A 13005-nucleotide genomic window follows, 5' to 3' on the forward strand; every position below is an offset into this window, starting at 1 on the left:
GAGACTGTCGTGTCGGCGAACAGCTTCGACGCCCGCAGCACGCTGCAGGTGGGCGACGAGTCGTACGAGATCTTCCGGCTGGACAAGGTCGAGGGCGCCGCGCGCCTTCCCTACAGCCTGAAGGTCCTGCTGGAGAACCTGCTCCGCACCGAGGACGGCGCGAACATCACCGCCGACCACATCCGGGCGCTCGGCGGCTGGGACTCCCAGGCGCAGCCCAGCCAGGAGATCCAGTTCACGCCGGCCCGCGTGATCATGCAGGACTTCACCGGCGTCCCCTGCGTCGTGGACCTCGCCACCATGCGTGAGGCCGTCAAGGAGCTCGGCGGCGACCCGTCCAAGGTCAACCCGCTCTCCCCGGCCGAGCTGGTCATCGACCACTCGGTCATCGCCGACAAGTTCGGCACCAAGGACGCGTTCACCCAGAACGTGGAGCTGGAGTACGGCCGCAACAAGGAGCGCTACCAGTTCCTGCGCTGGGGCCAGACCGCCTTCGACGACTTCAAGGTCGTCCCCCCGGGCACCGGCATCGTCCACCAGGTCAACATCGAGCACCTGGCCCGCACGGTCATGGTCCGGAACGGCCAGGCGTACCCCGACACCCTCGTCGGCACCGACTCGCACACCACCATGGTCAACGGCCTCGGCGTGCTCGGCTGGGGCGTCGGCGGCATCGAGGCCGAGGCCGCGATGCTCGGCCAGCCGGTCTCCATGCTGATCCCGCGCGTCGTCGGCTTCAAGCTGACCGGCGAGCTGCCGACCGGCACCACCGCCACCGACCTGGTGCTCACGATCACCGAGATGCTGCGCAAGCACGGCGTCGTCGGCAAGTTCGTCGAGTTCTACGGTGAGGGCGTCGCCGCCACCTCCCTCGCGAACCGCGCCACCATCGGCAACATGTCGCCGGAGTTCGGCTCGACCGCCGCGATCTTCCCGATCGACGACGAGACGCTGAAGTACCTGCGCCTGACGGGCCGCGACGCCCAGCAGGTCGCGCTGGTCGAGGCGTACGCCAAGGAGCAGGGCCTCTGGCTGGACCCGAAGGCCGAGCCCGACTTCTCCGAGAAGCTCGAGCTGGACCTCTCCACGGTCGTCCCGTCCATCGCCGGCCCGAAGCGCCCGCAGGACCGCATCGTCCTGGCCAACGCCTCGCAGCAGTTCGCCGTGGACGTCCTGAACTACGTGGACGACGCCGACGAGGCGGGCAAGGAGTCCTTCCCGGCCTCCGACGCCCCGGCCGCCACCAACGGCGTCCCGAGCCGCCCGACCCAGGTCACCCTGGCCGACGGCACCTCCTTCGAGATCGACCACGGCGCCGTCACCGTCGCCGCGATCACCTCCTGCACCAACACCTCGAACCCCTACGTCATGGTCGCCGCGGCGCTCGTGGCCAAGAAGGCGGTCGAGAAGGGCCTGACCCGCAAGCCGTGGGTCAAGACCACCCTGGCCCCGGGCTCGAAGGTCGTCACCGACTACTTCGACAAGGCCGGCCTGACCCCGTACCTCGACAAGATGGGCTTCAACCTCGTCGGGTACGGCTGCACCACCTGCATCGGCAACTCCGGTCCGCTGGACGAGGAGATCTCGAAGGCGATCAACGAGCACGACCTCGCGGTCACCTCGGTCCTCTCGGGCAACCGCAACTTCGAGGGCCGCATCAACCCCGACGTCAAGATGAACTACCTGGCGTCCCCGCCGCTGGTCGTCGCGTACGCCATCGCGGGCTCCATGAAGGTGGACATCACGTCGGAGGCCATCGGCACCGACACCGAGGGCAACCCGGTCTTCCTCAAGGACATCTGGCCCTCCGAGGCCGAGGTCAACGACGTCGTGGCCAACGCCATCGGCGAGGACATGTTCAACAAGTCCTACCAGGACGTCTTCGCGGGTGACGCCCAGTGGCAGGCGCTGCCGATCCCGACCGGCAACACCTTCGAGTGGGACGCCGAGTCCACCTACGTCCGCAAGCCCCCCTACTTCGAGGGCATGACGATGGAGACCACCCCGGTCTCCGACATCGCCGGCGCCCGCGTGCTGGCGAAGCTGGGCGACTCGGTCACCACCGACCACATCTCCCCGGCGGGTGCGATCAAGGCCGACACCCCGGCCGGCAAGTACCTCACGGAGCACGGCGTCGAGCGCCGCGACTTCAACAGCTACGGCTCCCGCCGCGGCAACCACGAGGTCATGATCCGCGGTACCTTCGCCAACATCCGCCTGCGCAACCAGATCGCGCCGGGCACCGAGGGCGGCTTCACCCGCGACTTCACCGTCGAGGGCGCGCCGGTCTCCTTCATCTACGACGCCTCGCAGAACTACCAGGCCGCCGGCATCCCGCTGGTCATCCTGGCGGGCAAGGAGTACGGCTCGGGCTCGTCCCGCGACTGGGCCGCCAAGGGCACCGCGCTGCTCGGCGTCAAGGCCGTCATCGCCGAGTCCTACGAGCGCATCCACCGCTCCAACCTGATCGGCATGGGCGTCCTCCCGCTCCAGTTCCCCGAGGGCGCCACCGCGGCCTCCCTGGGCCTCACCGGCGAGGAGACCTTCTCCTTCACCGGTGTGGAGGAGCTGAACGACGGCACCACCCCGCGCACGGTCAAGGTCACCACCGACACCGGTGTCTCCTTCGACGCGGTCGTGCGCATCGACACGCCGGGTGAGGCGGACTACTACCGCAACGGCGGCATCATGCAGTACGTCCTCCGCAACCTGATCCGCGGCTAAGGGCGCGCCAGGCGGAGCGATCCGCCGGCAGTCGGCACCATAGGGCCGTACCCCCGAAAAGGGGGTACGGCCCTTCCGCTTTTCGGAGCGGCGGAATCAGATGACGGACAGGTCTCAACTCGGAAAAGCCGGGAACGATCCTTGTGCACGATCTTGCTGAGCCGAGCGGAAGTGGACTATACCTGTGCCCCAATCCTGACGAAGGCGAGGACTCGAGCATGGGATCCACCGGTGAGGGCTTCGGCCGCCGTGATCTGATCAAGCGCTCCGCGGCGCTCGGACTGATCGCCGTGCCGACGATGAGCTTCCTGTCCGCCTGCGCCTCCGGGGGCGGGGACACCTCCACGAAGGGCCCGGACAAGGGGCTCGTGTCCAAGGAGAACCCCTTCGGCCTCGCCAAGGGCGGCAAGCTCGACGTGGTCATCTTCAAGGGCGGCTTCGGCGACGACTACGCCAAAGCCTGGGAGGCGGCGTTCGACAAGAAGTGGGGCACCACCAGCTCCCACCTGGGCACCCAGGAGATCGCGGCCAAACTCCAGCCCCGCTTCAACGGGGGCAACCCGCCGGACGTCCTCAACGACTCCGGCGCCCAGATGATCAAGATCGACGTGCTCGCCAAGGGCGGCCAGCTCGCCGACCTGACCGCCGTCCTCGAGGCCCCCTCGATCGACGACCCGAACAAGAAGGTCCGCGACACCCTGATCGCGGGCACCGTCGAACAGGGCACCCAGGCGGGCAAGTTCGTCGCCCTCAACTACGTCTACACCGTCTTCGGGTTCTGGTACTCCGGCAAGCTGTTCAAGGAGAAGGGCTGGACCGAGCCCAAGACCTGGGACGAGTTCCTGGCCGTCTGCGCCAAGGCCAAGGAGGCCGGCATCGGCGGTCTGGCGCACCAGGGCAAGTACCCGTACTACATCAACGTCGTGATCATGGACCTGATCGCCAAGAAGGGCGGTCTGGAGGCCATGAAGGCCATCGACAACCTCTCCCCGAACGCCTTCGAGGGCAACCCGGCCGCCCTGGCCGCCATCGAGGCCGTCTACGAGGTGGTCGAGAAGGGCTACCTGATGCCCGGCACCAACGGCCTCACCCACACGGAGGCGCAGACCGCCTGGAACCAGTACAAGGCGGCCTTCATCCCCTCCGGCTCCTGGCTGGAGAACGAGCAGCTCAAGCAGACCCCGGCCGACTTCGACATGAAGTTCCTCCCGGTGCCGGTGCTCGCCGACAGCAAGCTGCCCTTCGCCGCCATCCGCGCCGGCGCCAACGAGGCCTTCGTCGTCCCGGAGAAGGCCGCCAACAAGGCCGGCGGCCTGGAGTTCCTGCGCACCATGCTCTCCCGCGAATGGTCGACGACCTTCGCCCAGCAGGCCAACTCCCTCACCGTCGTCAAGGACGGCGTCGACCCGTCCGTCAAGCTCCGGCCGGGCACCCAGTCCGCCGTCGCCGCGGTCAAGGCCGCCGGGACCGACACCTTCAACTACCTCTACCCCGACTGGTACAGCGAGATGGACTCCGACATCCAGAACGCGTCCAACGAGCTGATGGCCCAGCGCATCCAGCCGAAGGAGTGGATCAAGCGGGCCCAGGCCGCGGTGGACAAGGCCGCCAAGGACCCCAACGCCAAGAACAACCACCGCAGCTGACCCCACGTCCACCGGCGGCCCCACCAGGGACGGACACCATGAGCCACGTAGCACGGAGCAAGGGACGGACCGGCTTCATCGCCGGCTTCCTCGTCCTGCCGCTCGCGCTGTACCTGACCTTCGTCATCTGGCCGTACGTGCAGACGTTCGGCTACTCCTTCACCAACTGGTCCGGCCAGTCCCCGACGTTCGACTTCGTCGGCCTGGAGAACTACGCGGCCCTGATGGAGGACGAGGTCTTCCGCAGCGCCCTGTGGCACAACCTCCTGCTCCTGGTGTTCGTCCCCGTCATCACCATCCTGCTCGCCCTCTTCTTCGCCTTCATGGTGAACGCGGGAGGGCGCAGCGGGGCCGGCGGGGTGCGGGGCGTCCGGGGGTCGGCCTTCTACAAGATCGTCTACTTCTTCCCGCAGGTGCTGTCCCTCGCCATCCTCGCCGTCCTCTTCGGGGCGGTGTACCGCAGCGACACGGGCGGCCTGCTGAACGCGTTCCTCGCCAAGCTGGGCCTGGTCGACCCGGCCCACCCCGTCGAATGGCTCAACCAGCCGGACCTCGTCCTGTGGTGCCTGCTGCTCGTGGTGGTCTGGCACGGGGTCGGCTTCTACCTGGTCCTCTTCTCGGCCGCCATGCAGTCCGTCCCCAGGGACATCTACGAGGCCGCCCTGCTCGACGGCGCGGGCCGCGGCCAGACCTTCCTCAGGGTCACGCTGCCCCTGCTGTGGGACTCCGTGCAGACCTCGGCGGTGTACCTGGGCATCGCGGCCATGGACATGTTCGTCCTGGTGTCCACCATGACCTCCGGCCAGTTCGGCGGCGGCCCGGACCACCACAGCGAGGTCATGGCGACCGTGCTGATGCGCAACTTCCTCTACTTCGGCAAGAGCGGCTACGCGTGCGCCATGGGCGTCGTGATGCTGCTGCTGACCATGATCCTCTCCGTCGTCACGCTGCGCGCCACCCGCCGCGAGCGCATCGAGTTCTGAGCGGAGTTCCCCGATGACTGCAGAGTCCACAGTGATCAAGGCACCCGGCGAATCGGCCGCCGAGCGCTCCCGGGGGAGCGGCCGCCCCGAGGGCGCCGGCCGGACCCGCTCCGACGGCATGGTGCTGAACGTCTTCTCCCACGGCTTCCTGGCCGTCTGGGCGATACTGATCGTCCTGCCGCTGGTGTGGCTGGCGCTCGGTTCCTTCAAGACCGACTCCCAGATCGGCTCCTCCGCCCTGAGCTGGCCGACCAACTGGCACTTCGACGCCTTCGGCCGCGCCTGGGACAAGGGCATCGGCGGCTACTTCGGCCACACCCTGATCGTCCTGGCCTTCTCCGTCCCGCTGACCATGCTGCTCGGCTCGATGGCCGCGTACGTCCTGGCCCGCTACCCCTTCCCGGGGAACCGGATCATCTACTACTTCTTCGTCAGCGGGGCCATGTTCCCGGTGTTCCTGGCCCTGGTACCGCTGTTCTTCATGGTCAAGCGCCTGGACATGCTGAACACCTACCAGGGGCTGATCCTGGTCTACGTCGCCTACTCGATGCCCTTCACCGTCTTCTTCATGCACTCCTTCTTCCGCACCCTGCCCACGGCGGTGCACGAGGCGGCGGTCATCGACGGGGCCTCCGACACCCGGATCTTCTTCCAGGTGATGCTGCCGATGGCCAAGCCCGGCCTGATCAGCGTGGGGATATTCAATGTCCTGGGCCAGTGGAACCAGTACATCCTGCCCTCCGTGCTGATGCAGCCCCAGAGCGGATCGGACCCCGAGCGCTACATGCTCACCCAGGGCCTGATCCAGCTCCAGTACCAGATGGGCTACCAGACGGACCTGCCGGTCCTCTTCGCCGGCGTGACCATCGCGATGATCCCGATGCTGGTGGTCTACCTCTCCTTCCAACGCCAGATCCAGGCGGGCCTGACCTCGGCCACCCTCAAATAGGGCGTCGCCCCTACAGCCAGGTGCCGAAGCGGCGGATGTACCAGGTCTTCACCAGCTGGGTCAGCGTGCAGTACGCGAGGAGCACGCCGATCAGCCAGGGGAAGTAGCCGGCCGGGAGGGCCGTGAATCCCAGGGCGGGGGCCAGGGGCGAGAAGGGGAGCCAGAGGCCGGTCAGTACCGCCAGGACCGTCATCACCATCACCGGCCACGAGGCGCGGGACCGGAGGAAGGGGATCTTGCGGGTCCGGATCATGTGGACGACGAGGGTCTGCGAGAGCAGGCCCTCGACGAACCAGCCCGTCTGGAAGAGCGAGGCCTCGCCCACCGTGTTGGCGGCGAACACGTTCCACATGACCACGAACATGGTGATGTCGAAGATCGAGCTGATCGGGCCGATCGTCACCATGAAGCGGAAGATGCCCTTGGCGTCCCAGTTCCGGGGCCTGCGCAGGTACTCCTCGTCCATCCGGTCCCAGGGCGTGGCCAGCTGGGCGATGTCGTAGACCAGGTTCTGCACCAGCAGCATGATCGCGAGCATCGGCTGGAAGGGGATGAAGGCGCTCGCCACCAGCACCGAGAAGACGTTGCCGAAGTTCGACGAGGCCGTCATCTTGATGTACTTGATCGTGTTGCCGAAGGTGGTGCGGCCCTGGAGCACGCCCTGCTCCAGGACGGTGAGGTCCTTCTCCAGCAGGATGATGTCCGCCGACTCCTTGGCGATGTCCACGGCCGTGTCCACGGAGATGCCGACGTCGGCGTCCCGCAGCGCGGCCGCGTCGTTGATGCCGTCCCCGAGGAAGCCGACCGTGTGGCCGTCCGCCTGCAGGGCGCGCACGATCCGGGCCTTCTGGACCGGGTTGACCTTGGCGAAGACCGTCGTACGGGCGGCCAGCGCGCGCAGTTCGGTGTCGTCGAGGGCGTCCACCTCGGAGCCGGGCACCACGCGGCCGACCTCGATGCCGACGTCGGCGCAGACCCGGGCCGCGACGAGTTCGTTGTCGCCGGTGACCACCTTGACCGCGATGCCCTTGTCGGCCAGGCCCTGCAGGGCCCGGGCGGCCGAGGCCTTCGGCGGGTCGAGGAAGGCGAGGAAGCCGACCAGGGTCAGCTGCTCCTCGTCCGCGACGGTGTAGGTGTCGCGCGGGGCGGTGATCCGGCGGGTGGCCACGGCCAGGACGCGCAGCCCGGCCCGGTTGTTGTCGGCGGCGATGGAGGTGGCCCGCCGGCGCAGCTCCTCGGTCAGCGGGACCGCCACGCCGCGGTCGGTCATGTGGGTGCAGAGCTCCAGGACCTCCTCGACCGCGCCCTTGGTGATCATCACGTGCTCGGCGCGGCCGGGGCCGTCCGTCATCGCGTTGCGATTGAGGACCACGGACATCCGCCGGCGGGCGAAGTCGAAGGGGATCTCGTCGACCATCGTGAACCGTGCGTCGACGACAACCTCCTCGGCCTCGTTCACCCGGTCGATGACCGCCTGGTCCAGCAGGTTGCGCAGGCCGGTCTGGAAGTGCGCGTTCAGGTAGCCGTACTCCAGGACCTCGCCGTCCTCGGCGCCGTGCACGTCCAGGTAGCGGTCCAGGACGATCCGGTCCTCGGTGAGGGTGCCGGTCTTGTCCGTGCACAGGACGTCCATGGCGCCCAGGTTCTGGATGGCGTTCAGCCGCTTGACGACGACCTTGCGCCTGGCCATGGCCACCGCGCCGCGCGCCAGGTTGGCGGAGACGACCATCGGCAGCATCTCGGGGGTCAGGCCCACCGCGACGGCGACACCGAAGAGGAAGGCCTCTTCCCAGTCGCCCTTGGTCAGCCCGTTGATCATGAAGACGACCGGGACCATCACCAGCATGAAGCGGATCAGCAGGAAGCTGACCTTGCGCACGCCGGTGTCGAAGTTGGTCTGCGGGCGCTCGCCGACGAGGGTGCCGGCCATCGACCCGAAGTACGTGCCGGAGCCGGTCGCGACGACCACGCCGGTGGCGGTGCCGGAGGTGACCGAGGTGCCCATCAGGCAGAGGTTGTCGGCCTCCACCGGGTCGGTCGTCGCGTGCTGGCCGAGGTCCTCGGTACGCGTGTCGGCCTTGGCCACCGGCAACGACTCGCCGGACAGCGCCGCCTGGCTGACCATCAGGTCCTTGGAGGTGATCAGCCGCAGGTCGGCCGGGATCAGATCGCCGGCGGCCAGCCGTACCAGGTCACCCGGGACCACCTGGTCCATCGGGATCTCCAGCGTGGTCGGGACGGAGCCGCTGCCGGCCCGGCGCCGCACCGCGCAGGTGGTGGTGACGAGCTTCTTCAGGGCGTCGGCGGCGCGTCCGGAGCGGTACTCCTGCCAGAACCGCAGCAGCCCGCTGACCGCCACCATCACGGAGAGGATGAGGACGCCCGGGTCCGCGGGGTCCTGCCAGAACATGACGGCGGCCAGGAACACCAGCACGCCGATGAAGGGGTTCCAGAACGCCTTCGCGAGCTGGGCCGTCCAGTGCGGCGCGCGCTCCTGGGCGACGACGTTGGCTCCGTGCAGTCCCAGGCGGCGCACGGCCTCGCCGTGGGTGAGGCCGCCGCGGGAGGTGTCCACGTCCTGGAGGACCTGGACGGCCGGGCGGGCGCTGACCTCGGCGAGGCGCTCGCCGGCCAGGCGGGTGGCGGACTCCAGCTCGGCGGCCTTGCGCAGCCGGCGGGTCCGGCCCGGCGGTGCGAGCTTCGCCGGGGTACGGGGGGTGAGCATGGTCATGATGAATACCTCCCTCCACCGCGTCCGGGCAGCGCGCGGCCGCGCGGTCACGTGGAGTGGTCATGGGGCGGCGCGGGGTGGCGGGAACCGCCACGGGGTGCGCCGCGGGCATGGATGACGTATGCCTGACAGGAGAGTCAGGGCATGCGGAAAGAAGGAAGAAAAGAAGGAAGATACGAAACGGAGCGTTCCTGAGCGGAACGGTCAGCCGACGAGAGCGCGGCGAAGACTTCGATCGGGACTCATCCCGAACACCTCCTCGCGTCGCGCCGTCAGTACGCGGCGCCAGGTCCGGCCTGGAGGCCGCAGAGGACCGGCGCCTCAGCGACCGTAACACGATCCCGGAGGGTGGTGTTCATCCTTTTGGTCAGCCCGTGTCCGTTTCAGGCTGTCTCCGGCCCTTGACGTCAGAGGGGCCAAACGCTCGACTTAAGGTTCACAAGTTGGAGAGACGCCGGGGTCTCGGAGCAGACAGCCTTGACGACCGGCCGGGGGGCGACGGATCGCCGTCGCTTATGGGCAGGAGTGGATGAGTCGTGCAGACTCCCGGATCGCAGTCCTCACTGCATCGCGCGAATCTCGAACGGGTCGTGCGGGCGGTGCGCCTCGCGGGTTCGCTGACCCAGGCGGAGATCGCCCGCACCACCGGACTGTCGGCGGCCACGGTCTCCAACATCGTCCGTGAGCTCAAGGAGGGAGGGACCGTCGAGGTCACCGACACCTCGGCGGGTGGCCGTCGGGCCCGCAGCGTCTCGCTCAGCGGGGACGCGGGCATCGTGATCGGAGTGGATTTCGGCCACGCCCACCTGCGGGTGGCCGTCGGCAACCTCGCGCACCAGGTGCTGGCCGAGGAGTCCGAGCCGCTGGACGTGGACGCCTCCTGGGTGGATGGCTTCGACCGGGCGGAAGCGCTGGTCGGACGGCTGGTGCAGCAGGTCGGCGTGGCCCGCGACAAGGTGATCGGCGTCGGGCTCGGCGTCCCCGGACCCATCGACGTGGAGTCCGGCACCCTCGGCTCCACCGCGATCCTGCCGGGCTGGGCGGGGATCAATCCGCGCCAGGAGCTCTCGCGGCGCCTGGGCGTCCCCGTCTACGTGGACAACGACGCGAACCTCGGCGCGCTGGGCGAGCTGGTCTGGGGGAGCGGGCGCGGGGTGCGGGACCTGGCGTACATCAAGGTCGCCAGCGGTGTGGGCGCCGGCCTGGTGATCAACGGCCAGATCTACCGGGGCCCGGGCGGCACCGCGGGGGAGATCGGGCACATCACCCTGGACGAGTCGGGCCCGGTCTGCCGCTGCGGCAACCGCGGCTGCCTGGAGACCTTCGCCGCCGCCCGCTACGTGCTTCCCCTGCTCCAGGGCAGCCACGGGCCGGAGCTGACGATGGAGAAGGTGGTCGAACTCGCCCGGGAGGGCGACCCGGGCTGCCGCCGGGTCATCGGCGACGTGGGCCGGCACGTCGGCAGCGGCGTGGCCAGCCTCTGCAACCTGCTGAACCCCTCCCGGATCGTGCTCGGCGGCTCCCTGGCCGACGCCGGGGAGCTGGTCCTGGCGCCGATCAGGGAGTCCGTGGGGCGGTACGCCATCCCCAGCGCGGCCCGGCAGCTGTCCGTGCTGACCGGCTCCCTGGGCGGCCGTGCGGAGGTACTCGGCGCACTCGCCCTCGTACTCAGTGAGATGGGCGATTCGACGCTTTTGGCAGAAAATGGAATGGGAGTGCGCGCCCCCGCTGCCGTGTCTTCATTTAGATAACGGATGACTCCGTTGTCATCTCGTTAAGGATTCACTCCTTGACGGCAAATCGCGGCCGGGGTTGACTCACACCCACCTCGGCCGCGGTGATGCGGCCTCGTCAGGGAGGTTCACTTCATGAACACGCGTATGCGTAGAGCCGCCGTTGCCGTCGCCGCCGGCGCCATGGCCGTCTCGCTGGCCGCCTGTGGCAGCGCCAAGGAAGCGGGGGGCGAGAAGAAGCCCTCGGGCCCCGCCGCCGCCGGCGAGGCGATCAAGGTCGGTCTGCTCCTGCCGGAGAACCAGACCGCGCGCTACGAGAAGTTCGACAAGCCGCTGATCGAGAAGAAGATCTCCGATCTGACCAACGGCAAGGCCCAGGTGGTCTACGCGAACGCCAAGCAGGACGCCACCACGCAGAACTCCCAGGTCGACACGATGATCACCAACAAGGTGAACGTGCTGATCATCGACGCCGTGGACGCCAAGGCCATCGCGGGCTCGGTCAAGAAGGCCAAGGACGCCGGCATCCCGGTCGTCGCCTACGACCGCCTGGCGGAGGGCCCGATCGACGGCTACACCTCCTTCGACAACGAAGAGGTCGGCAAGGTGCAGGGCAAGGCCCTGCTGGAGGCCCTGGGCGACAAGGCCAAGGACGGCCAGATCGTCATGATGAACGGCTCCGTCACCGACCCCAACGCCGCCCTGTTCAAGAAGGGCGCGCACTCCGTCCTCGACGGCAAGGTGACCATCGGCAAGGAGTACGACACCAAGGAGTGGAAGCCGGAGAACGCCAACACCAACATGGCGGGCGCCCTCTCCGCGCTCGGCAAGGACAAGGTGATCGGCGTCTACTCCGCCAACGACGGCATGGCCGGCGGCGTCATCACCGCCCTCAAGGCGGCCGGCCTGAACCCCCTGCCCCCGGTCACCGGCCAGGACGCCGAACTCGCCGGTGTCCAGCGCATCGTGGCGGGCGAGCAGTTCATGAGCGTCTACAAGCCGTACGCCCCCGAGGCCTCGGCCGCCGCCGAGATGGCCGTCGCCCTCGCCCAGGGCAAGAAGGCCGACGACATCATCAACAACAAGGTCGACAGCCCGACCACCAAGGGCGTCCCCTCCGTGCTGATCCCGGTCGTCTCGCTGACCAAGAACAACATCAAGGACACCGTCATCAAGGACGGCGTCTACACGGTGGACGAGATCTGCACCGACAAGTACGCGGCCGCCTGCGCCACCCTCGGCCTCAAGTAGGGCCCGCGCCGCCTCCCGCAGAGGGAGGAGCGGCCCCCCCGCCCTGCCCGGCGCCCCGCCCCTCATGCCCCCGCCACCCGCGGGGCGCCGGGCAGAAACGTTTTCCCATATCCCCGTCCACCCCGCTCCTGCTCTTTTGCACGACATCCCCGCCGGTCAGGCGGCGAAGGAGATGGTTCATGTGTCCGCTGCGCCCGTGCTGGCGTTGCGAGGGGTCTCGAAGCGGTTCGGTGCCGTCCAGGCCCTGACCGACGTAGAACTCGAGATCCACTCCGGTGAGGTGGTCGCCCTGGTCGGCGACAACGGCGCCGGCAAGTCCACGCTGGTCAAGACGATCGCCGGCGTGCACCCCATCGATGACGGGGTCATCGAGTGGGAGGGCCGTCCGGTCTCCATCGGCAAGCCCCACGACGCCCAGAACCTCGGCATCGCGACCGTCTACCAGGACCTCGCGCTGTGCGACAACATCGACGTCGTCGGCAACCTCTTCCTGGGCCGCGAGCTCAAGCGCTACGGCGTGCTCGACGAGGTGGAGATGGAGCGCCGCGCCCGCGAGCTCCTGACCACCCTGTCCATCCGGATCCCCAGCGTCCGGATCCCCATCGCCTCCCTCTCGGGCGGCCAGCGCCAGACCGTGGCGATCGCCCGCTCGATGCTCGGCGAGCCCAAGCTCGTCATCCTCGACGAGCCCACCGCCGCCCTCGGCGTCGAGCAGACCGCCCAGGTCCTCGACCTGGTCGAACGGCTGCGCGAGCGCGGCCACGCCGTCATCCTCATCAGCCACAACATGGCCGACGTGAAGGCCGTGGCCGACAAGGTGGCCGTGCTGCGGCTGGGCCGCAACAACGGCGTCTTCGACGTCGCCGACACCTCGCAGGAAGAGATCATCTCCGCCATCACCGGGGCCACGGACAACGCCGTGACCCGCCGGGCGGCCCGCACCGGGGAGGCCCGCAAGTGAGCACCGAACACCACACCGCGGCGGAGG

8 protein-coding genes are annotated in these 13005 nt (G+C 68.6%); 7 read left to right on the forward strand and 1 reads right to left on the reverse strand.

The genetic code is table 11. The features are described from left to right. Nucleotides 1–9: 9 nt before the first annotated feature. From acnA to ACFVXK_RS02120, 4 genes are all read left to right on the forward strand, one after another. Nucleotides 10–2724: an aconitate hydratase AcnA gene (gene acnA / locus ACFVXK_RS02105; RefSeq protein ID WP_389609498.1), complete on the forward strand. Its 2715-nt coding sequence runs from the start codon at nt 10–12 to the stop codon at nt 2722–2724. A 218-nt stretch (nt 2725–2942) separates the two neighbouring features. Next, on the forward strand, nt 2943–4370 hold the full coding sequence (gene ngcE / locus ACFVXK_RS02110) for an N-acetylglucosamine/diacetylchitobiose ABC transporter substrate-binding protein (RefSeq protein ID WP_389609500.1): 1428 nt from the start codon (nt 2943–2945) through the stop codon (nt 4368–4370). Between the two features lie 38 nt (nt 4371–4408). Then, nucleotides 4409–5353, forward strand: coding sequence for a carbohydrate ABC transporter permease (locus tag ACFVXK_RS02115; protein ID WP_389609502.1), 945 nt, complete (start codon nt 4409–4411; stop codon nt 5351–5353). Between the two features lie 13 nt (nt 5354–5366). Beyond that, nucleotides 5367–6302: a carbohydrate ABC transporter permease gene (locus ACFVXK_RS02120; RefSeq protein WP_389609503.1), complete on the forward strand. Its 936-nt coding sequence runs from the start codon at nt 5367–5369 to the stop codon at nt 6300–6302. A gap of 10 nt (nt 6303–6312) precedes the next feature. Here the strand turns inward: ACFVXK_RS02120 and mgtA are convergent, their stop codons facing one another. Further along, nucleotides 6313–9033, reverse strand: coding sequence for a magnesium-translocating P-type ATPase (gene mgtA / locus ACFVXK_RS02125; protein WP_389609505.1), 2721 nt, complete (start codon nt 9031–9033; stop codon nt 6313–6315). Between the two features lie 536 nt (nt 9034–9569). Between mgtA and ACFVXK_RS02130 the strand changes: the two genes are divergently transcribed. The 3 genes from ACFVXK_RS02130 to ACFVXK_RS02140 all read left to right on the forward strand — a co-directional run bounded on the left by ACFVXK_RS02130 (nt 9570) and on the right by ACFVXK_RS02140 (nt 12978). Continuing rightward, the gene (locus ACFVXK_RS02130; protein ID WP_389609507.1) at nt 9570–10784 is read left to right on the forward strand and encodes an ROK family protein; all 1215 of its coding nucleotides are present in this window, start codon (nt 9570–9572) and stop codon (nt 10782–10784) included. A gap of 117 nt (nt 10785–10901) precedes the next feature. Beyond that, the gene (locus ACFVXK_RS02135) at nt 10902–12017 is read left to right on the forward strand and encodes a substrate-binding domain-containing protein (RefSeq protein WP_389609509.1); all 1116 of its coding nucleotides are present in this window, start codon (nt 10902–10904) and stop codon (nt 12015–12017) included. A gap of 172 nt (nt 12018–12189) precedes the next feature. Then, entirely contained in the window at nt 12190–12978 is a 789-nt protein-coding gene (locus ACFVXK_RS02140) for an ATP-binding cassette domain-containing protein (protein ID WP_351891807.1), read from the forward strand. Nucleotides 12979–13005: the final 27 nt, after the last annotated feature.

The sequence above is a fragment of the Streptomyces sp. NPDC058157 genome, from assembly GCF_042884105.1.
GTDB lineage: Bacteria > Actinomycetota > Actinomycetes > Streptomycetales > Streptomycetaceae > Streptomyces.